The organism is Amycolatopsis kentuckyensis (assembly GCF_041679295.1).
Taxonomy (GTDB): Bacteria; Actinomycetota; Actinomycetes; order Mycobacteriales; family Pseudonocardiaceae; genus Amycolatopsis; species Amycolatopsis kentuckyensis_A.
The window spans coordinates 642,229-665,383 of record NZ_JBGDMD010000001.1 but is presented as its reverse complement, the minus strand read 5'-3'; the positions used below and the strand labels follow the sequence as shown (position 1 = coordinate 665,383).

The following is a 23,155-nucleotide window of genomic DNA, read 5'->3' as shown; positions in this document are numbered from 1 at the left end:
CCTTGGTCCGCCTGGCCATCCATCGCGACCACCTCGTGGCAAGAAGCAGCAACATCCCTCCCGATCTGCCGGCCGCGTGGGCGGCACTCGGCCGCCTCGGCAGAGCTGAATCGCTGGCGGATTCCTTGCCTGACCTCGGTGATCGCGCATACGCGGTGGCGTCGATCGCCCGGTCGTTGTCGACGGCCGGAAATCTCCGGCAAGCGGCCGAGCTTTTCGACCGGGCCGAGGCGATCGCCCGGAGCGTCGAACCCGGTCACCAGGAAGCCGCGCTGCGTTCGCTGGCCGAGGTGGTGGCGGAGGCCGGTGACCACCCTCGAGCCGAGGCGATCGCCCGCTCCATCGCCGAACCCGACGAACAGGCGGCGGCGCTGAGTTCGCTGGCCGGGACACTGGCCACGACCGGCGATCACGAACGCGCCGAAACGCTCGCCCGCTCCATTCCCCGGCCCGACCACCGGGCCCGGGCGCTGGCCGCGGTGGCCAGGGCGGTGTTCAAGGCCGACGGCCGAGAACGCGCCCGCGACCTCCTCGACCAAGCCGAGGCCACCGCCGGTTCCATCACCTGGCCCGCCCGCCGGGCACGCGCACTGATGTCGGTGGCCAGGGCGGTGTTCGAGACCGGCGACCACGAACGCGCCCGTCGGCTCCTCGATCAAGTCGCGACAGTCACCCACCACATCGGCCAGGCCGGCCTGCAAAGGCAGATATCGGCCTCCTTCGTCCGGGAAGTCGCCAAGACGGGCGACCACGAGCGAGCCGCGGCGATCGCCCGCTCCATCCCCCGGACCGACCACCGCGCACGAGCGCTGATGTCCGTGGTCGAGGCGGTCGCCGAGGCCGGCGACCACGAGCACGCCCAGCGCCTCCTCGACGAGGCAAGGGCGATCATGCACGCGAGCAACCGGCCCAGCCTCCAGACGAGGGCGCTGGTGTCGCTCGTCAGAGCGGTGGCCAGGGCCGGCGACCACGCGCGCGCCGAGACGATCGCCCGCTCCGCTCCCCGGGCCGGCCTCCGGGACCAGGCGTTGGTGTGGCTCGTCAGGGAACTGGTCAAGGCAGGCGAGCACGAGCACGAGCACGCCGAGACGATCGCCCACTCGATTCCCCGGATCGGTCACCGGGCACGAGCGCTGATGTCGGTGGCGGAGTCCGTCTCCCGGGCCGGCGACCACGAGCGCGCCCACCGGCTTCTCGACCAGGCCGAGACGATCGCTCACTCGAACACCCGGCCCCACCACCAGGCGCGGGCGCTGATGTCGGTGGCCGAGGCGCTCTCGGAGGCCGGCCACGAAGAGCCGGGGCGTCGGTTTCTCGACCACGCCGAGAAGATCGTCAGCACCATCGTCGAGCCCGACGAGCGGGCGGAGGCCATGATGTCCTTGGCCAGAACAGCGGCGAAGGCAGGTGACCACGACCGCGCCGCGGCGATCGCGTGCTCCGACACCCGGCCCGATGACCGTGCTTGGTCGCTGATGTCGTTGGCCGGAACAATGGCCAGAGCGGGCAAGTACGAAGACGCGGAAGCCATCTGCCGCTCCATCACCGAACCCGGCAGGCGGGCGGCGGCGTTGAAGTCGCTGGCCGAAACCATCGCCGACGGCGGGAACCACGAACGCGCCGAAGCGATCGCGCGCTCGATCACCGAGCCCGGGCAGCAGGCTCAGGCGCTGATGTCCCTGGTGGAGACGGCGGCCGCGGCCGGCAACCACGAGCACGCGACAGCACTCGCGCACTCCATCACCCAACCGGGCCAGCGGACCCGGGCACTGATGTCGGTGACCGAGGCGGCGATCGAGGCCGGCGACCACGAGCGCGTTCGCCGGCTTGTCGAAGAGGCAACGGAGAGCACCTCCTGCATCGCCAACCCCGACGACCGGGCACAGGCCCTGACGTCCTTGGTGGAGACCATGGCCGAGGCCTGCCACCACGAACCCACCGGCGATCTCGCCGACCGGGCCGAGGCGATCGCCCGGTCCATCACGCGGCCCGCTCACCGAACACACGCGCTGAGCTCGCTGTCCGAGGCCGTCTCCGATACCGGGAACCACGAGCGCGCCGAAGCGATCGCACGCGCCATCACCGAACGCGGCCGGCAGGCCCGGCTGCTGGTCTCGCTGGCCGGGAAGCTGGCAGGAGCCGGCAGGCGCGAAGACGCCCGTGAACTCGTCGACCGGGCCGAAGCGGACACCCGCTCCATCGCCGACCCCGACGAGCAGGCCGAAGCGCTGGTCCGGCTGGCCGGCTCGGTGGCCAGGACAGGCGACATCGAACGCGCCGAGGCAATCGCCCGTTCCATCACCCACCCCGGCCGTCAGGCACGAGTGCGGGCCGCCCTGGCCGGAGCAGCGGCCGACGCCGGCCGGCCCGATGCCGCCGAAGCGATCGCCCGCTCCGTCACCCAACCCGGCCAGCAGGCCCGAGCGCTGGTGTCCCTGGTGAAAACCCTGTCCAGGGTCGGGGAGCACCGGCGCGCCGAAGCGGTCGCACGCTCGATCACCGACCCCGGTCAGCAGGCGCGCGCACTGGTCTTGGTGAGTGGCGCGGTGGTTGCCACCGGTGACCACGAGCACGCCGAGACGATCGCCCGCTCCATCACCGAACCCGGCCACCAGGCACAGGCCTTGATGTCCCTGGCCGAAGCGCTGACTCAGGCCGGCAACCTCGAACACGCCGAGACGATCGCGCGCTCCATCACCGAAGCCGGCCGGCAGGCGCAGGCCCTGGTATCCGTGGTCGAGGCGATGACCGAAGCGGGCAAGCTCGAACGCGCCGAAGAAATCGCCCGCTCCATCAGCCAGTCGGAGCACGAGGCGGAAGCGCTGCTGTCAGTGGCTCGCAGGAGTGATCGTCAGCGCGGCACCCACGCACTCGCGGACATCTTGAGACTCACCAGCTGGCATTATCCGGTGAAGGAACTGGTTCGAATCGAGCCGGGAGTGATCGCGGACATCATGACCGAGCTCGCGACCGCCTGGCGATCGTCCTGGTGACGGGCCTGGCCGCCGTCGCTGCCGGGCCGGTTTCCTCCCGCCGTCGCGATCTTCAGCCCGGCCCACCTGATCACGCCGGCAGCCGATCCGGGAAGCCGAACGTCGAAACCAGCGCCGGGTCGTGGAACTCGACCACGCGGGAAACGCCGGTCGGCGTCGCGGTCAGCACGACAATGCCGTGCGCCCGCAGCGCTCCGCCGGCCGCCCGGTGGTACACGGCGGCCGCCGGCTGGTCGTTGGCGCTCGTCGCGGTCATCCGCCAGTCGCCCGGCTTTCCCAGCACGAAGGTGTCGAGCGCGCGGAGGCAGTCCGCCCGGCCGGAGTACCACTGGCGGAACGGGGTCGCCTCCAACGTGGCGTCCGTGCGCAGCACCCGCTCCAGCAGGCCGGCGTCGGAGCGTTCGAACGCCGCGATGTAGCCCTCGAGCAATGCCCGCGCCCGCTCGTCGGCCGGTTCGAGCGAGTCCTCGGGCGGTGTCCCGAGGTCGTCGAGCCGGGCGCGGGCACGCTGCAGGCCGCTCTTCACCGCCGCCGTGGTGGTTCCGAGGATCCGCGCCGTTTCGGGTGCGGTGAACGCCAGCACCTCACGCAGGATCAGGATCGCGCGCTGCCGGGCCGGCAGGTGCTGCAGGCTGACGATCAGTGCCAGCCGGAGCGACTCCCGCGCGACCACCACTGCCGCCGGGTCGGCGACCCAGTGGTCCGGCACCGGCTCGAGCCACGGCACCTCCCCCGGCGCGGCCTGGCTCGGTGGCACACCGGGACTGCCCTCGGGACCGCTCAGTCCCGAAGGCAGCACCCGGCGCGCCGACAACGCGGTCAGGCAGACGTTGGTGGCGATCGCGTAGAGCCACGACCGGATCGACGAACGCCCCTCGAAACCGGCGTAGCCACGCCACGCCCTCAGGTAGGTCTCCTGCACCAGGTCCTCGGCGTCGTGCACCGAGCCGGCCATGCGGTAGCAGTGCGCCAGGAGCTCCCGGCGGAGCCCCTCCGTCTCGGCGGCGAACCGGTCCCGGTCCGCGGATCGCCCGTCTGCCATGTGTCGCTCCTCGTCCCGGCCGGTCGACATTGTCGCCCGGTACGACCGGAACACCCCGGGAAAGGGATCGAACCGCAGGTCAGCGGGCTCAGGGCAGGAGGGCCAGCTTGCCGACGGTCCCCCGGCCCGCCAGGTCCGCCAGAACCTTCGGGCCGTCGGCCAGGTCGTGGGTGACGGGTTCGGCGGGCGCGACGACCCCGGCGGCGACGAGCGCGGCCAGTTCGCCCAAGACCTCGCCGAAGACGCCGGGCGCGGCCCGGATCAGCGTGCCGATGTTGAGGCCGATGACGTGCACCGGGTACCGGTACACCAGCTCCCAGTTGGTCAGCGAGGCTTCGCCGCCCGCCAGGCCGTAGACGACGACCCGGCCGGTGACCGGCTTGACCGCGGCCAGGCTCGCCGCGAAGGTGCCGCCACCCGCCGACTCCAGCACCAGGTCGACGCCGGCGCGATCGGTCAGCCGCCGGACTTCCGCGGCGAGGTCGCCGGCGTGGGAGTCCAGGACGTGGTCGGCTCCGAGCGCGCGCACGGTTTCGTGCTTGGCCGGCGCCGCGGTCCCGATGACGGCCGCCCCGTAGTGCTTCGCCAGGGTCACCGCGGCCTGGCCGGTCGCACCCGCCGCGGCGTGGACGAGCACGGTCTCCCCGGCCGCGACCCGGCCGAGCGGCTTGAGCGCGGCGAGCGCGGTGGGCAGGTTCACGACGAGGCCCAGTGCCTGCACCGCGGTCCAGCCGGGCGGCACCGGCATCGCCGCCGCGGCCGGCAGGACCGCGTACTCGGCGAAAGCCCCGTCACCGACACCGACCACGCACGTCCCCGGCCGCGGGCCGGTGGTCGCCTCGCCCACCGCCACCACCTCGCCGGCCGCCTCGAAGCCGGCCACGTAGGGAGGCCGCGGGCCGTCCCGGAACGTACCGCGCGCTTTCGAGACGTCGGCGAAGTTGACCCCGGCGGCGAGGACCCGGACCAGAACCTCGCCCCGGCCGGGAGCCGGCACCGGCGCGTCGGTGATCAGGCGCATGTCTTGCGGCCCGGCCAGGGAGTCCTGGCGCAGGGCTCGCATGGTGGCGGGATAGGTCATGGTTGTCTGCTCTCTTCTCGGACGCCCGCCTCGGCGGGCCGTGCGGTCGAGGGGGAGACCCCGGTGAACCCGGAAAGGAATCGACCCCCGATCCGCGCCTTCCGGACACCGGTCGAGGCACGTCGCTTCGCCGACTGCGCACGAACGCTCCGGGACCCGTTCCGCACCACGGGTTTCGCCCGCGCCGGGTGACGCGTGGCCCCGCGGGACGCGCGAGGCTGGCACGGCCGCCTGACTCCGGAGGATCCGCATGGTGCGAGCTTCAGTCACCGACTTCCCGGCCCACCGGTTCCGCTCGCCCCGGCGGAAGCGGGCCGCGGCCGGCGAGCGGCAGGAGCGCCGCCCCACCCGGCACCGCTTCCGGGGACTCGCCGATCGCTTCGGCGCAGGCGGGCACCTGCCGCCGGTCCCCTGGCCACCCGGAGACGGGACCGGCGGCAGCTCCCTCCCCCGCGCGCTCGTCGTGCTGCTCGGCGCCGCCGCCGCGGTGGTCGTGCTGGCCGGGGTGCAGGCGGTCGCCTGGTTCGCCGGGCCCGTCTTCCTCGCCCTCGTCGTCGTCATCACCCTCGACCCGATCCGGACCTGGCTGCGGCGCAAGGGCTTGCCGCGCTGGCTGACCGTCGCCGTGCTGGCCGCCAGCGTCTACGCCGTCCTGCTCGTCTTCTTCCTGGTCGTCGTGATCTCGGTCGCGCAGCTGTCGGCGCTGGTCCCCCACTACACCGGCCGGCTCGACGAGCTGCTGCGCGACGGGCTGGGCCTGCTCGGCCGGTTCGGCGTCGACGAGCCGGAGCTGCGCGCGATGCTGTCGTCGGTCGACGCCGGGAAACTGGCCGGCCTGGCCGGTTCCCTGCTCGCCGGCGTCGGTGGCCTGGTGACGAACCTGGCTTTCCTGCTCGCTCTCCTGCTGTTCCTGAGCGCCGAAACGGCCTGGGCGGGCCAACGGCTCGGCCGGATCGCGCGCGACCGGCCGTGGATTTCCGCTTCGCTGCGGGGTTTCGCGGTGGGCACGCGCCGCTACCTGCTCGTGACGACGGTGTTCGGCGGCTTGGTGGCGGCGCTCGACACCACCGCGCTGGCGCTGCTCGGGATCCCGGGCGCGGTGCTGTGGGGCCTGCTCGCGTTCGTCACCAACTACATCCCGAACGTGGGGTTCGTGATCGGCGTGGCGCCGCCCGCGTTCCTCGCCCTGCTCGACGGCGGCTGGCGCGACCTGCTCGTGGTGCTCGTCGTCTACGCACTGCTGAATTTCGTGGTGCAGTCGCTGATCCAGCCGAAGTTCGTCGCCGGCTCGGTCGGTCTGTCCACTTTGGTCACCGTGCTCGCGCTGGTGTTCTGGACCTGGCTGCTGGGCCCGCTCGGCGCGGTCCTCGCCGTGCCGGCGACCCTGCTGGCCAAGGCGCTGCTGGTGGACGTCGACCCGCGGGCCCGCTGGGCGGAGGCGCTGCTGTCGGCCCCGCGCCGCGACGACGGATGAGCCCTCAGGTCAGGCCGTGCTGGCGGGCGACCACGACGGCGGAGCGCCGGTTGTTCACCCCGAGCTTGCCGTAGATGGCCCGCACGTGGGTCTTGACGGTGTTGACCGACACGGTGAGGTCGGAGGCGATCTCGTCCAGCGAACGCGGGGACGGCAGCCGGCGCAGCACCACCTGCTCGCGGTCGGTCAGGCCGCTCGGCCGGGCGTGCGGGACGAGCCGGCCGCGGACCGCCTGCGCGAACCGGTCCAGCGAGCCGAACCCGCCCGAGTGGTCGATCAGCAGGTGCCCGACCCGCGGCTCGGCGAGCGCGAACGGCCGCACCAGCCCGTTCGGCCGGGCGAGGGCGAGCGCCCGGTCGAGCGCGTGCAGGGCCTTCGTCCGCCGGTGGGACCGCAGCGCGAGCGCGGTTTCGGCCAGGCACCGGTCGACCGCGGTAGCGGGCAGCACCGACGGTGCGGCCGCGGTTTCCCGCAGAACCCCTTCGGCCGCTTCGGTTTCGTCGGCCGCGAGGTGGGCTCGCACCCGCAGCACGGCCAGCTCGCCGCTGCCGGGCAGCCGTTCGTGCACCCAGGCGAGCACCTCCGCGGCGTGCAGCCCTTCGCCGAGGTCCAGCGCCGCGTGGTATTCCGCGACCGCGCACACGGCGACGACCTCGCGCGGCAGTTCGACCTCGGCGAGCCGGTGCCGGGCCGCCCGCATCACCTGCGAGCCGGCGCCCTTGTCGCCGTCGTCGAAGCGCACCATGCCGTCGAAGAACTCGCGCAGCGGTGCCAGCAGGGGCGGCCCTCCGCGCACCTCCGCCGACGCCGCCTGGGCCAGTTCCCGGGCCGCGGCGACCGGTTCGGCGCGCATCAGGTCGTCGTAGGCCAGCAGCAGGTGGCATTCGGCGACGCCCGGGGACCGGCGCCAGCCGTGCCGGCGCGCGACGGCCAAGGCGCCCGTACCGGCTCGTCGCATCGCCACGTGCTCGCCGTGCAGCGCCGTCGCGACGGCCAGCGCCAGCCGGCTGTGCAGCACGAGGTGGTCGAGCCGTTCGTCGTGGGCCAGGCGCAGCGCTTCCTGCGCGCGCGTCGCGGCGTACCGGCGGGCACCGCGGTGCAGCGACCGCCACGCGAGGTCGAGGTTCGCCCAGGCATCGGCGTCCGGGGGCCGCGCCGTCGCCCCGGTTTCCGGCGGCCGGGCACCACTGACCAGAGCGAGGTGGCGGACCGCGAGGAACCACCGGTCTTCGCCCGGGTCCGCTCCCCCGAGGTCGGCCGCGGCGCGCGGGAGCTCCCCGCGCTGGATGTGCTCCAGCGCGGACGCCAGCCGCAGCGGCGGGTGCGCGGCGACCGTAGCGGGGCCCAGGTGGGTGAGCGCGACCCGCACCGGATCGCCGTCGCCGGCCAGCGCCTGGCGCACGGCGTGTTCCCGGGCCAGGGAAAGGACGCGCTGCCGGTCGCGGCCCGCGACGGCGTGCCGGAGCGAGTCCCCGAACCGCCCTTCGCCGGCGAACCACCGCGCGGCGATCCCGTGCAGCCGCAGCACCCGGCCCGGGTCCCGCCGGGCCAGTTCGGCACGCAGGAATCCCCGCAGCAGCGGCGGAAGCCGGTAGGTGTCGGCCGGCGTGCGCGTGACGAGCCCCATCGCGCGCTCGAGTTCGTCCAGGACCGCCCCGGCGTCGTGGCGGCCCGACAGGCGGACCGCGAGCGTCGGGCCGACGGCGTCGCAGACACTCAGGCACAGCAGGAGATCCGACGTCGGGGCGGGCAGCCGCGAGAGCACTTCGTCGGCGAAGAACCGCGCCACCGCGCGCTCGTCTCCGGTGACGGCGGCGACGAGCGCGTCCGCGTTTTCGGCCTCGCGCACCGAAACCGCGGCCCAGCCCAGGGCCACGGGCCAGCCGGCTGTGCGTTCGGTGAGTTCCCGGACGCGCTCGTCGCTCACCGCGGCGCCGGTCGCCCGCAGCAGGTTCGTCGTTTCCTTGGCGGTGAACCGGAGTTCGGCCGCGTCCACCCGGGACAGCACCCCCTCGACGTGCAGCCGGGCCAGCCGCAGCCGCGGCTCGACCCGGGTGGCCAGCACCAGCCGCACGCCCGGCGGCGCCCGGTGCACGAGGTCCGCGAGCGCCGCCAGGGGCTCCGGGCGAGTGATCTCCTGCAGGTCGTCCAGCACCAGCCGCACCGGCCGGGCCGGCCCGGCGAGCGCGTCGTCGAGGTCGGCCAGGAAGGCCCGCCGCCGCCCGGGCGACGGCGGGCCGAGCCGGTCCAGACCACGGTCGCCGGGGACCGCGGGACATCGGCGCAGCGCGTGCAGGATCGCCGCCCACAGCCGGGATTCGTCGTTGTCGTCTTCGTCCAGCGCCACCCAGGCGACGTCGTGGCCGTCGCCGGCCCAGCACGCCAGGGCGGTGGTCTTGCCGGCGCCGGCCGGCGCGCGGACCACGGTGACGGGCCGGGCGGTGGCGCGGTCCAGCAGCGTCCCCAGCCGGGGACGGGGGACGAAGGTGCCCGGCAGGCGCGGTACCGCGACCTTGCCACCGGGGACGGGCCGGAACGGGGTCGTCGTTCGATCGGGCACGTGAACCTCTCGGTGGTCGGGAGAGTTCGCCCCGGTTCCGCGGTCGACGCCGGGCGGAGCCCACGACTGTACTGATCACCGGCGTGCGGGCGCGGCGCCGGGGTCACCAGATTTCGTACGTGGATTCGTCGCCGTGCACGATGACGGCCCAGATCACGAGGACGTCGAGCGCGATCACGAGCACGCCCCAGATCGGGTACGCGGACAGGAAGACCAGTTGCGCCAGCGCGTTGAACCCGGCGAACGCGACCGTGACGACCCGCGCCCACTGCGCACCGGTGAACAACGCGATGCCGGTGAGCACGACCAGCGCGCCGACGATCAGGTGGAGCCAGCCCCAGCCGGCCAGGGTGAGCACGAGCAGACCGGACGGGCCGATGACGTAGTAGTCCCGGTCGAACAGCGCGACCGCGCCTTCGACCACGTTGAACAGTCCGGCCAGGACGGTGATCGCCCCGGCGAACCAGATCCAGCCGACCCGCCGCGACCGGGCGACGGCCCGCTCCGGCGGGAGGGCTGCCCGGGCACCGGTCGTTCCGGCCCGGGGCTGCATGGGTTCGGTCATGATCCCTCTTCCTCGTTGGTCGACGGGCTGCGGACCCGGGCGATCATGGTCGGTCGCCGGTCCGCCGGTCCTCGCCCGCCCCAGGTGAGATCGGGTGTCCGGCCGCGAGACCCGGCCGGCTCACGTGGCGTGGGCGATGCCGCACGTCGAAGCCCGGGAAACAGTTCGGCAGACCACCGATCCCGACCGAGGAGGACGTCGTGGCCACGTTGACCGTGTGGCGGTTCCCCACCGTCGAAGGCGCCGAAAACGCCCTGGATCTGCTTCGGCAGCTGCAGAAACAGCAGCTGATCTCCATCGCCGACGCGGCTTGCGTGAGCTGGCCGGAAGGACGGAAGAAGCCGCGGACCCGGGATCTCGGCTCGCTGACCGGCGCCGGCGCGCTGGGCGGAGCGTTCTGGGGCCTGCTGTTCGGCCTGATCTTCCTCGTCCCGTTGCTCGGCGCGGCCGTCGGCGCGGCGATCGGGGCGCTGTCGGGATCCCTGGCCCACGTGGGCGTCGACCGCGAGTTCGTCGGCACCGTGCGGAGCCGGGTGACCCCCGGGACGTCCGCGCTGTTCGTGATGTCGGACCGCACAGTGCTGGACCGGGCGGTCGAACCGTTCAAGGAAACCGGGGCGACGTTGCTGAGCACCGACCTGTCCGACGAGGAGGAAACCCGGCTGTGGGACGCGTTCGGCGAAGCACCGCGGCGGGATCGCCGGTAGCGCAGTACCTCCGGTCGGCGGCGGCCGTTGTTCCGATCAGCCCACCGGAAAGAGTGCTCGCCGGAGCGGGTGGCCCGCGGCGGCGCCCCCGAGCGTCGCCGCGGGCCACCCGCGGGAGGTCGCGGTGGCCTCGGAGATCCCCGGGACGTTCCCCGCAGCGCCGACGGCCCCGCCCGGTCCGCCGCACCGCGCCTCCACCGCCCACCCTGCGGCCCCGGCGCGGCCGGGTCGTCACCCGTGGTGGATGACTCCCGCTTCACCCGCGGCGGGCGACGCCCCGGCCGGGTTCCGCGGCCCACGATCCGTCGCATGACCCTCACCGAAAAGGACACCGCCGCTCCCGACGTGCGGACCGCCCGGGCCCGCGCCGCGCGCATCGCCGTGCCGGCCGCCGACCACGCCGCCTTCCCCGGCCCCGGCGAACGCGGCGACCCGATCGCCTTGCTGGCCCGCCAGGACACCGGCCGGGTGCCGGAACTGCTGCCGCTGCGCTACGGCCGGCTGGCCGCCTCGCCGCCGGCCTACTTCCGCGGCGCCGCCCTGCCCGCGGCCGCCGATCTCGCGAAGACCCCGCGGACCGGGTTCGCGGTCCAGGCGTGCGGAGACGCCCAGCTGGCCAACTTCGGCCTGTTCGCGGCGCAGGGCCGCCGGATCGTGTTCGACTTCGCCGACTTCGACGAAACCCTGCGCGCGCCCTGGGAATGGGACGTCAAACGGCTCGCGGCGAGCTTCGAGGTGACCGGCCGCGAGATCGGGCACCCGGCGGCCCAGCGCCGGCGCACGGTGGTCACCGCCGTGGAGTCCTACCGCCTCGCGATGCACGACTTCGCGCGCCGGACGTCGCTCGAGATCTTCTTCGCCCCGGCCGACGCCCGGACGCTGCGCGTGGTCGCGGCCCACCACCTGGGTCCGGCGGGGTCCCGCGCCTCGGCCCGCGGCACCGGCGGGCGCCGGTTCACCGAAGTCCGGGACGGCCGGCTGCGGCTGGCGACCCGGCCACCGGTGGTCGTCCCGGCCGGTCACCTCGCCGGCGACGGCGACCCGGCGACGCTCGCGGACCGGCTCGACGCGGTGCTTTCGCGCTACCGGCAGACGCTCGGCCCCGCGCGGCGGGCGCTGCTGGACCGCTACCGGCTGGCCGACGTCGGCCGCACCGTGCCCGGACCGGGCGGCGCCGGCACCCGCTGCTGGGTGGCGCTGCTCGCGCGGACGGGCACCGGGGATCCGCTCTTCCTGCAACTGAAGGAAGCCGGGCCGTCGGTGCTGCAGGAGTACACCGGCGCCGTCGTGCGGGGCGGCCCCGGGCGGCGGGTGGTCGCCGGGCAGCGGCTGATCCAGGCCACCGGGGACGTCTTCCTCGGCTGGGCGCGCGACACCGGCTTCGACGGGTGCGCCCGCGACTTCCACGTGCGGCGGCTGCGTGGCGGGCGGCTCGCCTGCGACGTCACCCCGATGACCCCGGACGTCCTGCGCTCCCACGCCCGCCTGTGCGGCTGGACCTTGGCGCGGGCGCACGCGCGCACCGGCGACCCGCTCGCGATCGCCGCCTACCTCGGCTCAGGTCCGGCGTTCGCGGAAGCCGTGCGGGAGTTCGCGGTGGCCTGCGCGGACCAGAACGAGCGCGACCACGCGGCCCTGCGCGACGCGATACGCCTCGGGCACGTCACCGCGGCGTCCGGGTCGTGACGGGGTCACCGGACCTGGTGCACGGAAGCCACGTGCCACCCGAGCGCCTCGAGCCGCCCCAGGATCCGGGGCAGGTCGCGCGAGTCGGCCACCGTGCCGAATACGATCGTTTCCGGCGGAACGGGCACGACGAGCACGCCCCGCAAATCTTCGACGCCGACGATGAACCGTTCGGTAATCGCGCCGCACCCGCGGAAGACGTAATTGACGCCGGCGAGGAGGGCGGGCCCGCTCACCGGACGTCTCCGTCCCGCCGGGGGCGGCCCGCCGAATACCACGCGCGGGCGAGCACCACCACGTCGAGCAGCACGACCGCCACCGACCAGCCGCGCGCCGGCAGGAACAGCAGCCGGGCGACGAGGTCGGCGCCGGCGCGGACGCCGAGCCGCAGCTCGGGCACCGGAACCAGCGCGCCGGCCGTCACGACCAGCCAGAGCAGGACCGAGCCGACGCCGACCCGGCCCGTCCGCAGCACGTCCAGCACCACGACCTCACCCGGCCCGAGCCAGAGGAACTGGGTGGCGGCGAATCGGCGCGAGCCGCCGCCGCGACGGCTTTTCGGGGAATCTCCTCGGCTTTTCACGCGGCACACGATTCTGCGCGCCGCCATCGATTTCCTCGCCCGCAGCGGGTGAGCCGAGCTAATTGCGTGGCAGGATCCGCCGAGAATGTCCGGAACCGAGTGCGAAGGAGAATCGCGCATGAACCAGCGCCGCGACGACCCGCCCCGAAGACGGGTCCCGAAAGCGAAGACCACCGTTCCGGCGCCGCCGGCGGACCTCGTGGCGCGGCCGCGGCTGCTCGATCTGCTCGACGGGGTGAACGAAGCGGCCATGGTGTTCGCCGGCGCCCCGGCCGGGTTCGGCAAGACCGTGCTCCTCGCCGACTGGGCCCGGCGCCGGGGCAGCGACACGGTCGCCTGGCTGTCCGCCGACGCCGACGACAACGACGACCGGCTCTTCTGGTCCGCGGTCCTCGACTCGCTGGCGCAGTGCGGCCGCATCCCGGACCGCAACCCGTTGCGGCGGCTGGAAGTACCCGAGGCACCCGGCACCGACCTCGCGTTCCTGGCCCGGGTCGCCGACGCGCTGGACACGCTGCCCGAGCCCGTCGTGCTCGTCCTCGACAGCGCCCAGGAGATCACCGCGCCCGGTCCGTGGCACGGCGTGCGGGCGCTGGTCCGCCACCAGCCGGCGGGACTGCGCCTGGTCGTCTCGAGCCGACGGGAACCACCCCTGCCGCTCGGCCGGACCCGGCTCGCGGACCGGCTCGTCGAGATCGGCGCCGAGCGGCTGCGGTTCTCCGCCGCCGAAGCGGCGGCGCTGCTCGCCGCGGCGGTACCGGCGGACGAGATCGGCCCGCTCGTCGCGCGGACCGGGGGCTGGCCCGCCGCGCTGCGCCTCGCCGCCGCGTCCGCCGCCCGGCACGGCAGCCTGCGGGACTTCGACACCGGCCGCGACGCGGCGGTGCGCGACTACCTGACGGACGAGGTCCTCGCGCCGCTCACCCCGGTCCAGCGGGAGGTGCTGCGCACGATCAGCATCTGCGACGAGGTGCCGGCGGGTCTCGCGCCGGTGCTCTGCGGCCGCGCGGACGCGGAGGCGATGCTGCGCGAGCTGAGCGAACCTGCCCTCCGGGTCGTCGACTCCGGCGGCACGCCGCCGGAGCACCGCGTGACGCCGCTGCTGCGCACCTACCTGCGCGCCGAGCTGCGGCGACGCGCCCCGGACCGGAACCGGACCCTGCACGCGACCGCGGCCCGCTGGTTCGCCGAGCACGGCCGGCCGGCACCGGCGCTGCTGCACAGCGTCCGGTCGGGCAATCCCGCCCGGGTCGCCACCCTGCTGCGGGAGAACGCCGTGCCGCTGTTCCTCGCGGGCGCGCACCACGTCCTGCGCCCGGCCCTCACGGTGCTCGAGAACCGGCGGGTCGAGGCCGACCCGCTGGCGGCGCTGATCTCGGCCGCGCTGTGCCTGGAGGCGGCGGAGACGTCGGCGGCCGGCCTGCAGCTGGCCCGGGCCGAAGCGGCGTGGCCGGACCGGCCGACGGCGGAGCTGACCGTGCTGCGGCAGCTGGCGTACGCCCGGCTCACGCAGCTCGACCGCACCCCGGCCCAGGCCGCCCGCGCGGCCGAGCAGATCGACGAGCACCTGGCCGCCGACGCCGGTCTCGGCGATCTCGCCACCCTGCACCGGACCACCGTCCTGTCCGCCGGCCACGACCGCACCGCGGCCCGGGCGGTGCTCGTCCGCGTCCTCGACACCGCGGAGCGGCGCGCCGAGGACTTCACGGTCGCCCGGTGCCTCACCACCCTGGGCGAACTGGCCGGCTACGACGGCGACTACCGGGTGATGGAGACGCTGGCCCGCCGGGCCGAAGCGCGGCGGCCGCAGCAGGAGCACCCGCGGTCGGTGCAGGGAGCGCACGCGTGCGCGCTGCTGGCCTACGGCGCCCTGCTGCGCGGCGAACCCGCCGAGTGCCTCACCCACGCCAAGCGGATCGGCCGCCTCCTCGGGGACGCCCCCGCACGGGCCGCCCACGACCTCCGGCTGATCGCCGAAACCCTGCGCGGGGCCGCCGAATTCGAACTCGGCAGCTGGCACGCGGGACTGCGGCGGATGCGCCGGGCCCGCACCCGCCTCGGGACCGGGCGGACCTGCCCACCGGGTCACGCGGCCCTGTGCGCGGTGCTGGAACAGCGGGCGGCGCTGCGGCTGGGGGCGGCGAGCCAGGCCCGGGAGGCCGTGCGCTGGGCCCATCCGATCCTCGCCGGTTCCGGTGAGCTGCTGCTGATGCGCGCCCGGACGCAGCTGCGGCTCGGCCGCCACCACGGGGCGAGCTCGGTGCTGCGGTCGCTGGTGGACGACGGCGTCCCGGTGGCGCTGCCGTGGGTGGCGATCGAGGCGTCGCTGGTCGGGGTGCAGGCCGCGCTGGCCGGCGGGGCGCGGGAGCGGGCGATCCGCTTGCTGGACGAGGCGTTGCGCGTCGCCGAACCCACCGGCGTCCGGTTCCCGTTCGTCTTCGCCCCGCCCGAGCTGGTCGCGTTCCTGACCAGCCGGCTGGGCGCGCTCGGCACCGGCGAACGGTTCGCGGGCGAGATCCTCGCCCTGCGGCGCCGGTTGCGGACGCCGCCGATGCCCGCTCCGCTGACCGAACGCGAACGCAGCGTCCTGCGCCTGCTGCCGACGCAGCGGTCGATCGACGAGATCGCCGAGGACCTGACCGTTTCGCCGAACACCGTCAAGACCCACGTCCGCGGCATCTACGCGAAGCTCGACGTCCGCAGCAGGCGCGAGGCCGTGGCGATCGCGCAGGAGCGCGGCCTGCTCGACACCGAGGTCGCCGACTTCACGGTCTGACACGCGCTCGTCCCACCCGGCGCGGGTGAGGCGGGCGGTCCCGGGATCGGTGTCGAGTGGGCCGGGCACGCCGCAGCGTGCCTGGCCCCGATCCCGGTTGAGGAGATGTCATGGCCCTGGCGAACGCGGAGTACCCGTTCTTGAACCTGATGTGGACGATGCTGGTGTTCTTCTGCTGGATCGCCTGGTTCTGGCTGCTGTTCGTGGCCTTCGGCGACCTCTACCGCCGCGCCGACGTGTCCGGCTGGGCCAAGGCCGGCTGGACGGTCCTGGTGATCGTGCTGCCGATCGTCGGCGTCCTGCTCTACCTGTGCACCCAGGGCCGGCACCTCGTCGAGCGGCAGCGGGCCCGGGAAACGGCCGCACGGCACCGGTTCGACGACTACGTGCGCTCGGTGTCCACTTCGGACACCACGGGCGCGGCGCAGATCGCCGAAGCCCGCCGGCTGCTGGAGCAGGGCGTCATCGACGACGCCGAGTACGAGACGCTCAAGCGGAAAGCCCTCGCGCGGTGAGCGCGGCACGGCGGTGGCGGTTCGTCCACCTCGCGGTGCTCCGCCCGCTGGGCACGGTCACCGCGCTGCTCTGCCTCTACTACGCCCTCCCGGTCGACCAGGGCCTGCGGCCGTGGACGGTGGCCGTGTTCGCCGGCGGCCTCGCCGTCGTCGTCCTGCTGGTCGTCGGCGAAGTGCGGATGATCCTGCGCTCGCCGTTCCCGGCCTGGCAGGGGGTGCAGGCCCTCGCCCTCGTCGTCCCGCTGTTCCTGCTGCTGTTCGCCGACGGCTACTACGTTCTCGCGCACGGCCGTCCGGGGTCCTTCAGCACCGGCCTCACGCGCACCGACGCGCTCTATTTCACGGTCACGGTGTTCGCGACGGTCGGCTTCGGGGACGTCACGCCGGTCTCCTCCGCGGCGCGCGTACTGGTGACCTTGCAGATGGCGGCGGATCTGGTGGTGCTGAGCGTGGCGCTGCGGGTGATCGTGACCGCGGTGCGACACCGGCGTTCGTCCACAAGGGACGGATCAGTCCGGCGCCGGCAGCAGCAGGGCCGCGGCGAGTCCCGCCAGCGCCGCGACACCCAGGGTCGTCAGCGCGAGTGCGAAGGACCGGTCGCCGAGGTGCGGCGTGCCGACCAGGACGGCGCCGGCGAGCGCGGTCCCCACCGCCGAGCCGAGGTTCGACACGCTGCGCGACACCCCCGAGATTTCGCCCTGGGCGGCGTCCGGGAAGCGGGACTGCACCAGGGTCACCGACGCCGTCAGCATGATCCCGACGCCGGTCCCGAGCAGGAACAGCCCGGGAACCACGCTCGCCACCCCGGAATCGGCCCGCACCAGCAGCAGCACCAGGGCCAGCCCCACGACGGTGAGGACGAAGCCGGCGCGGACCAGCCGCCGCTGGGAGTGCCGCCGCGCCAGCCGCCCCGCGGCCGCCGAGGCCCCGAGGATGCCGATCGTCGCGGGCGTCAGCGTCAGCCCGGTTTCGATCGCGTCGTAGCCGCGGGCCTGCTGCAGGAAGACCGCCACGACGAAGAACGTGCCCTGCAGGACGAGCCACTGCACGTGCTGGGTGAGCAACCCGAACCCGGTGCCGCGGTCGCGGAAGAGCCCGGAGGGCACGAGCGGTTCCCGGCCCGCCCGCTCGCGCGCGCGGACGTGCCGGAAGAACACCACCAGGAACCCGGCGCCGATACCGGCGAACAACCAGACCGGGGAAACCCCGCCGGCCCGCAGCAGCACGACCCCGCCGACGGTGAAGTCCGCCCGTGAGACCAGCCAGCCGTAGGAGCCCGCCTGCAGGACGCCGAAGACGACGAAGAACAGCCCGGCCGCGGACAGGATCGCGCCGCCGACGTCGAACCGCTTTTCGCGCGGCGGTGCGGCCGGCTCGCGGATGCGCAGTGCCAAGAGGACGATCAGCACGACCAGGAGCACCTGCAGCAGAAAGGAAGCCCGCCAGCCGAGCCATGTCGTGACCAGGCCGCCGACGAGCGGACCGGCAGCGGCCCCGAGCGCGCCGGCGCCGCTCACCACGCCGAAGGCGCGAGCCCGGGTCTCGACGCCGCGGCTGGTCACCGTGACCAGGATGTAGATCGGCGGGATCAGCAGCGCCGAGCCGATGCCTTCCAGCAGCGAGTAACCGGTGACCAGCAGCCCGGGTCCGGGCGCCGCCGAAGCCAGCAGCGCACCGGCGCCGTAGACGGCCAGCCCGGCCAGGAAGCACCGCTTGCGGCCCAGCAGGTCGCTCAGCTTGCTGCCCGGCACCATGAACGACGCCATGGTGAGCGTGAAGACCGTGATCGCCGTCTGCACGCCGAGCACGGTCGTGCCGAGATCGGCGGCGATGTCGGTGACGGCCACGGTCATGGTGGTCGCCGCGTAGCTGGCGACGAACTGGGCGAGCGCCAGGGGCAGCACGATCATCGGCGGGCCTTCCTCGTCGGAGTACCGCACACGGTGGCGGGACCACGCCCGGGCCACCTCACCCCGGGCGGATGAGGCAGGGCCCACCCGCTCCCCGGGACGGTGCAGGCGACCGGATCGCACCTGCCCCCGTGGAGGAACCCATGACCGAGACCACGATCGCCGGCCACGGCCTGATCGGTGACCTGCAGACCGCCGCGCTGGTGACGACCGGCGGGTCGATCGACTGGTTCTGCTGCCCGCGCTTCGACTCGCCGTCGGTCTTCGGCGCGCTGCTCGACGACGAGCGCGGCGGGCGGTTCCGCGTCCGCCCGGCCGGCGAGCACACGAGCACGCAGGTGTACCACCCGGACACCGCGGTGCTGATCACCCGCTTCTGCGGGCCGGACGGCATCGGCGAGGTGGTCGACTTCATGCCGCCGTGCGGCACCCTCGCCACCACCGAACACCGCATCGCCCGGCTCGTGCGCTGCGTGCGCGGCCGGATGACCTTCGACGTGCTGGTCGCGCCGCGGTTCGACTACGGCCGCCGGCCGCACCAGGCGACCCTCGTCCGGAACGGGGCCGTGTTCAACGCGCGCGAGACGTCGTTGGTGCTGCACGCCGTCCGCGAGCCCGGCGACGAGCACCTCGCCGACGCGCGCGTCGAAGGCGGCGACGTCCACCTGCGGCTCGCACTCGCCGCCGGGCAGGTCCGCGGGCTCGTGCTCGAGACCGACGCCGCCGCGCCACCACGCGAAATCCGCGTCACCGAGTTCACGGACCTGTTCCACTCCACTGTGGACTGGTGGCGCGCGTGGCTGGCCCGCTCGACCTACCGCGGCCGCTGGCGGGAGATCGTCACCCGCTCGGCGATCACCCTCAAGCTGCTCACCTACGCCCCGACCGGCGGACTGGTCGCCGCGCCCACCCTCGGCCTGCCCGAGCGGATCGGCGGCGAGCGCAACTGGGACTACCGCTACACCTGGGTCCGGGACGCGTCGTTCTCGGTTTCGGCGTTGCTGGCACTGGGTTTCGCCGAGGAGGCCGCCCGGTTCGGGAGCTGGCTGGGCGACCGCATCCGCGAAGGCGCGGCCGGACCCGGCGGCCCGCTCGCCGTGCTCTACCGCGTGGACGGCACGTCCGACCTCCAGGAGGAGAGCCTCGCGCACTGGTCCGGCTACCGCGGCTCGACACCGGTCCGGATCGGCAACGACGCGGCCGGGCAACTGCAGCTCGACATCTACGGCGAAGCGCTCGACAGCGTCTTCGCCGCCGACCGCGCCGGCTTCGAGCTGCCCCACCAGGGCTGGACGGCCCTGCGCGCGGCCCTGGACTGGCTCGGCGAACACTGGGACCAGACCGAAGAAGGCATCTGGGAGACCCGGGCCGGCCGCAAGTCCTTCACCTACGGCCGGCTGATGAGCTGGGTCGCCTTCGACCGCGGCATCCGGCTGGCGGGCACCCACGGCCGGCCCGCGCCGGTCGAGGACTGGGCGTGGCAGCGCGACACGATCTACGGCCAGATCCTCAGCCGCGGCTTCCACCGCACGCGCAACGCCTTCGTCCAGCACTACACCGGCGACGAACTGGACGCGGCGCTGCTGCGCATGCCCCGCACCGGTTTCCTCCCCGCCCGCGACCCGCTGTGGCTGTCCACGCTGGACGCGATCCGGGACGGGCTGGTGACCGACAGCCTCGTCTACCGCTACGACCCGGCCGCCTCGCCGGACGGGCTCGCCGGCGACGAAGGCACTTTTTCCTTGTGCAGCTTCGCCTACGTCGACGCGCTGGCCCGCGCCGACCGGCTGGAGGAAGCCCGCACGGCGTTCGAGAAGATGCTGACCTACGCCAACCACGTCGGCCTGTACGCCGAGGAGATCGCGCCGACCGGCGAGCAGCTCGGCAACTTCCCGCAGGCTTTCACCCACCTCGCGCTCATCGACGCCGCCGTCACGCTCGACGCCGCGCTCGGCTGACCGGCGGGCCGCCGGTCTCGCCCGCGACGGGTGACCCGGGCCGGCCCGCCGCGGATCACGATGGGCACCCACCGAGGCGAACCCGGGAGGCCGACCACCATGACCGCCACGAACCGACCGCAGCCGGAGCCAGCCGGGGCGGCAGCACCACCCGCCGGGGGAGGCGGCCGGACGAGACCGCCGGCCGCGGCGTGGATCTCCTGGGTCGCGCTCGCGCTCATGACGACCGGTTCGGTCGCGAGCCTGCGGCCGTCGCCGACGATGGCCGTGTACGGCCTGGCGGCCGTCTTCCTCTACGTCGTCCCGGCGATCGTGTTCCTGCTGCCGACCTCGCTGGTCTCGGCCGAGCTGGCCTCGGGCTGGCCGGGCGGGGTCTACAACTGGGTGGCGCTCGGGCTCTCCAAGCCGCTGGGCTTCCTGGCGGTCTGGTGCCAGTTCGCGATGACGATCTTCTACTACCCGAGCCTGCTCGGGTACGTCGCGAGCACGCTCGCCTACGTCGTCGACCCCGACCTGGCGGGCAACGGGTGGTGGACGGCCGCCGTGATCGTCGTCGCGTACTGGTCGGGGGTCTGGATCTCCGCCCGGGGCACGAAGGGGGTGGCCGGGCTCGCCGGCGGCGGGCTCGTCATCGGGACGCTGGTCCCCGGCACGCTGCTGGTGGTTCTCGGCCTCGTGTTCCTCGGCCGCGGGCACCCGTCCGCGGCCCCGATGTCGGCCGGCGACCTGCTGCCGGCGTGGGCCGGGCTCGCGAGCCTCGTGCTGATCGTGAACAACTTCCTGTCCTACTCGGGCATGGAGATGAACGCGGTGCACGTGTCCGCGCTGCGCAAGCCCGGCAAGGAGTTCCCGCGCGCCATGTTCCTCGCGATGGGACTGGTGCTGCTCATCTTCGTGCTGCCGGCGCTGGCGATCAGCTGGGTCGTCCCGGCCGGCCGGCTCTCCCTGACCGCCGGGGTGATGCAGGCCTTCGATGCCGTCTTCGCGAGCTTCGGCATCCAGTGGCTGACCCCGCTGATCGGCGTCCTGCTCGTGCTGGCCTCGCTCGGCGGGATGCTGACGTGGCTGGCCGGGCCGTCGAAGGGGCTGCTGCTGATCTCGCGGCAGGAAGGGTACCTGCCGCCGTTCCTGCAGCGGCTCAACAAGCGGGGCGTGCAGCAGAACATCCTCGTCACGCAAGGGGTGCTCACCACGCTGATCGCGCTGCTCTACGCGTTCATCCCCGACGTGTCGAGCGCGTACTGGATCTTCTCGGTGATCACCACGCAGGTGTACCTGATCATGTACCTGCTGATGTTCGTCGCGGCGGTGCGGCTGCGGCGGAAGTTCCCCGAGCAGCCGCGCGGGTTCCGCGCGCCGATGCTGGCCGGCCTGTGCGGGGTCGGGTTCTGCGCGTCGCTCGCCGCGCTGCTGGTGGGCTTCGTCCCGCCGTCGCAGTTCGGCTCCGGTGATCCGTGGGTCTACCTCGGGATCGTCGCGGGCGGCGCGCTCGGCCTGGGCCTGCTGGTGCCGTTCCTGTTCTACCGCCTGCGAAAGCCGTCGTGGCGCCGGCCGGCGGTGAGCACGTCGTGACCACTGTGGACGAATGGTCGACGCGCGGCCAGCGGACGGCGGTCTACGTCGTCGTGGGCGTCGTGCTCGGCGCGCTGCTCGTGGCCGGGTACCTGCTCCACCGGTCCGCTCGGGAGGCCGCCGCGGCGATCTGCGCCGACCCGGCCGCCGCCCTCGTCCGCGCGACGGGCGACCCGGGCACGCGGCCGGCCCTGCCCGCGGGCACCGTGGTGCGCGGGCAGTCGCGCGTCATCGCGGCCCACTGCCCCGAGAAGCTGGCGGCGTACTGGGACCACGTCGGCGAGCTGGGCTTCGTCGCGGCGACGGGCGGGTGAGCGCGGTGGACCTCCGGACCCGGATCGACGAGCTGATGCCGCGGGCCCGCGACGAACTGGCCGACCTCGTCGCGATCCGCTCGGTGGCGGACCCGCGGCAGTTCCCGCCCGAGGAGTGCCGGCGGGCGGCGGCCTGGGTGGCCGACGCGTTCGCCGGGACCGGGTTCGACACCCGCGTCGCGGACACCCCGGACGGCAGCCAGGCCGTGCTCGGTTGGCGCCCGTGCGGCCGGGAGAACGCGCCGACCGTGCTGCTCTACGCGCACTACGACGTCCAGCCGCCGCTGCAGCTCGAAGCATGGCGGACTCCGCCGTTCGGGCTGACCGAGGTCGACGGCCGCTGGTACGGCCGCGGCGCGGCCGACTGCAAGGGCAACATCGTCATGCACCTCACCGCGTTGCGCGCCCTCGGTGACGACGTGCCGGTGAACCTCAAGCTGGTCGTCGAGGGCTCCGAGGAGCAGGGCACGGGCGGGCTCGAGGCGTTCGTCCCGGAGCACGCCGACCTCCTGCGAGCCGACGCGATCCTGGTGTGCGACACGGGGAACGCGGCGGTCGGGCACCCCGCGGTGACGGTCAGCCTGCGCGGGATGGTCGACGTCGTCGTCGCGATCGACGCGCTGCCGGCGGAACTGCACTCCGGCATGTTCGGCGGCCCGGCCCCGGACGCGCTGGCGGCGCTGGTGTCGGTCCTGGCGTCCCTGCGCGACGCGGAAGGCAACACGACCATCGACGGCCTGCCCGGGGACGGCCGCTGGTCCGGAGCCCCGTACCCGGCCGAGCGGTTCCGCGCGGACGCGGGCCTCTCCGCCGACGCGGTCCTCCTCGGCGACGCCGAAGTGGCGGACATGCTGTGGGCGCGCCCGGCGCTGACGGTGCTGGGCATCGACTGCCCACCGGTGCTCGGCTCGGCGGCGGCCATCACCCCGCGCGCCCGGGCCCGGCTGAACCTCCGCATCCCGCCGGACATCGAGCCCCATGAGGCGGCGCGGGCGCTGACGGAGCACCTGATCGCGGCCACCCCGCGGGGCGTCCGCTTGCGGGTGGAGCTCGAGGCGAGCGGCCGCCCGTTCCGCCCGGCCACCCACGGCCTGGCCCACCACGTACTGGCCGACGCGATGCGGACCGCGTACGGAACCCCGGTGAGCCACCTCGGCCAGGGCGGCTCGATCCCGCTGTGCACGGTCTTCGCCGAGACCTACCCGGAGGCGGAGATCCTGCTCATCGGCGTCGAGGAACCGCAGTCGTCGATCCACGCGCCGAACGAAAGCGTGGCACCGCGGGAGATCGCGGCGATGGCGTTGACCGAAGCGTTGTTCCTGCGGGGTTACGGAGACCCGCCCGGCTGAGGCTCACTCGACCATCGGAACCCGGCCGATACGGCCGGGGCGGCGATCCGGTTGCCTCGAAATGATAACG

17 protein-coding genes and 1 pseudogene are annotated in these 23,155 nt (G+C 74.1%); 11 read left to right on the top strand and 7 right to left on the bottom strand.

The genetic code is table 11. The annotated features are described in order from the left end of the window. Nucleotides 1–155 precede the first annotated feature (155 nt). Nucleotides 156–2,993, top strand: a complete 2,838-nt coding sequence (locus ACERZO_RS03030) for a tetratricopeptide repeat protein (RefSeq protein ID WP_372661281.1) — start codon at nucleotides 156–158, stop codon at nucleotides 2,991–2,993. 70 nt (nucleotides 2,994–3,063) lie between these two features. On the opposite strand, the gene ACERZO_RS03025 is transcribed toward ACERZO_RS03030, so the two are convergent. Beyond that, complete coding sequence (locus ACERZO_RS03025) at nucleotides 3,064–4,065, bottom strand: RNA polymerase subunit sigma-70 (protein WP_372661278.1); 1,002 nt, start codon at nucleotides 4,063–4,065, stop codon at nucleotides 3,064–3,066. Nucleotides 4,066–4,123: 58 nt separating this feature from the next. Then, on the bottom strand, nucleotides 4,124–5,116 hold the full coding sequence (locus tag ACERZO_RS03020) for a zinc-binding dehydrogenase (protein ID WP_372661275.1): 993 nt from the start codon (nucleotides 5,114–5,116) through the stop codon (nucleotides 4,124–4,126). 250 nt (nucleotides 5,117–5,366) lie between these two features. Here ACERZO_RS03020 and ACERZO_RS03015 point away from each other — a divergent pair, with 250 nt between their 5' ends. Next, a complete protein-coding gene (locus ACERZO_RS03015; RefSeq protein ID WP_372661272.1) occupies nucleotides 5,367–6,590 on the top strand; it encodes an AI-2E family transporter in 1,224 nt (407 codons plus the stop codon). Nucleotides 6,591–6,594: 4 nt separating this feature from the next. Here ACERZO_RS03015 and ACERZO_RS03010 read toward each other — a convergent pair whose 3' ends face one another. Then, the gene (locus tag ACERZO_RS03010; protein WP_372661269.1) at nucleotides 6,595–9,150 is read right to left on the bottom strand and encodes a LuxR C-terminal-related transcriptional regulator; all 2,556 of its coding nucleotides are present in this window, start codon (nucleotides 9,148–9,150) and stop codon (nucleotides 6,595–6,597) included. Between the two features lie 103 nt (nucleotides 9,151–9,253). Next, the gene (locus tag ACERZO_RS03005; RefSeq protein WP_372661266.1) at nucleotides 9,254–9,715 is read right to left on the bottom strand and encodes a DUF7144 family membrane protein; all 462 of its coding nucleotides are present in this window, start codon (nucleotides 9,713–9,715) and stop codon (nucleotides 9,254–9,256) included. 200 nt (nucleotides 9,716–9,915) lie between these two features. Between ACERZO_RS03005 and ACERZO_RS03000 the strand changes: the two genes are divergently transcribed. Together ACERZO_RS03000 and ACERZO_RS02995 are read left to right on the top strand one after the other, a co-directional pair. Next, on the top strand, nucleotides 9,916–10,422 hold the full coding sequence (locus tag ACERZO_RS03000) for a DUF1269 domain-containing protein (protein ID WP_372661263.1): 507 nt from the start codon (nucleotides 9,916–9,918) through the stop codon (nucleotides 10,420–10,422). A 309-nt stretch (nucleotides 10,423–10,731) separates the two neighbouring features. Further along, nucleotides 10,732–12,108: a DUF2252 domain-containing protein gene (locus ACERZO_RS02995; protein ID WP_372661261.1), complete on the top strand. Its 1,377-nt coding sequence runs from the start codon at nucleotides 10,732–10,734 to the stop codon at nucleotides 12,106–12,108. A gap of 5 nt (nucleotides 12,109–12,113) precedes the next feature. On the opposite strand, the gene ACERZO_RS02990 is transcribed toward ACERZO_RS02995, so the two are convergent. Both ACERZO_RS02990 and ACERZO_RS02985 read right to left on the bottom strand, forming a co-directional pair. Beyond that, nucleotides 12,114–12,344, bottom strand: coding sequence for a hypothetical protein (locus ACERZO_RS02990; protein WP_372661258.1), 231 nt, complete (start codon nucleotides 12,342–12,344; stop codon nucleotides 12,114–12,116). Then, complete coding sequence (locus tag ACERZO_RS02985) at nucleotides 12,341–12,691, bottom strand: hypothetical protein (protein WP_372661254.1); 351 nt, start codon at nucleotides 12,689–12,691, stop codon at nucleotides 12,341–12,343. Before ACERZO_RS02985 ends, ACERZO_RS02990 begins: the two co-directional genes overlap by 4 nt. 118 nt (nucleotides 12,692–12,809) lie before the next feature. Between ACERZO_RS02985 and ACERZO_RS02980 the strand changes: the two genes are divergently transcribed. The 3 genes and pseudogenes from ACERZO_RS02980 to ACERZO_RS02970 form a co-directional block, all read left to right on the top strand. Beyond that, complete coding sequence (locus ACERZO_RS02980) at nucleotides 12,810–15,467, top strand: LuxR C-terminal-related transcriptional regulator (protein WP_372661251.1); 2,658 nt, start codon at nucleotides 12,810–12,812, stop codon at nucleotides 15,465–15,467. A gap of 110 nt (nucleotides 15,468–15,577) precedes the next feature. Continuing rightward, nucleotides 15,578–15,982 carry an SHOCT domain-containing protein gene (locus tag ACERZO_RS02975; protein WP_372661248.1) on the top strand — a complete coding sequence of 135 codons (405 nt, stop codon included), beginning with the start codon at nucleotides 15,578–15,580 and terminating at the stop codon, nucleotides 15,980–15,982. Nucleotides 15,983–16,161: 179 nt separating this feature from the next. Next, nucleotides 16,162–16,401, top strand: a pseudogene (locus ACERZO_RS02970) (ion channel); the annotation flags it as partial. 90 nt (nucleotides 16,402–16,491) lie between these two features. On the opposite strand, the gene ACERZO_RS02965 reads toward ACERZO_RS02970, so the two are convergent. Next, nucleotides 16,492–17,892, bottom strand: coding sequence for an MFS transporter (locus ACERZO_RS02965; protein ID WP_372661245.1), 1,401 nt, complete (start codon nucleotides 17,890–17,892; stop codon nucleotides 16,492–16,494). Nucleotides 17,893–18,035: 143 nt separating this feature from the next. Between ACERZO_RS02965 and ACERZO_RS02960 the strand changes: the two genes are divergently transcribed. From ACERZO_RS02960 to ACERZO_RS02945, 4 genes are all read left to right on the top strand, one after another. After that, nucleotides 18,036–19,850, top strand: coding sequence for a glycoside hydrolase family 15 protein (locus ACERZO_RS02960; RefSeq protein WP_372661242.1), 1,815 nt, complete (start codon nucleotides 18,036–18,038; stop codon nucleotides 19,848–19,850). A 99-nt stretch (nucleotides 19,851–19,949) separates the two neighbouring features. Continuing rightward, on the top strand, nucleotides 19,950–21,422 hold the full coding sequence (locus tag ACERZO_RS02955) for an APC family permease (RefSeq protein WP_372661239.1): 1,473 nt from the start codon (nucleotides 19,950–19,952) through the stop codon (nucleotides 21,420–21,422). Then, nucleotides 21,419–21,736, top strand: a complete 318-nt coding sequence (locus tag ACERZO_RS02950) for a hypothetical protein (protein ID WP_372661236.1) — start codon at nucleotides 21,419–21,421, stop codon at nucleotides 21,734–21,736. Before ACERZO_RS02955 ends, ACERZO_RS02950 begins: the two co-directional genes overlap by 4 nt. Continuing rightward, entirely contained in the window at nucleotides 21,733–23,085 is a 1,353-nt protein-coding gene (locus ACERZO_RS02945; protein ID WP_372661233.1) for a dipeptidase, read from the top strand. The genes ACERZO_RS02950 and ACERZO_RS02945 overlap by 4 nt, the downstream gene beginning before the upstream one ends. Nucleotides 23,086–23,155 lie beyond the last annotated feature (70 nt).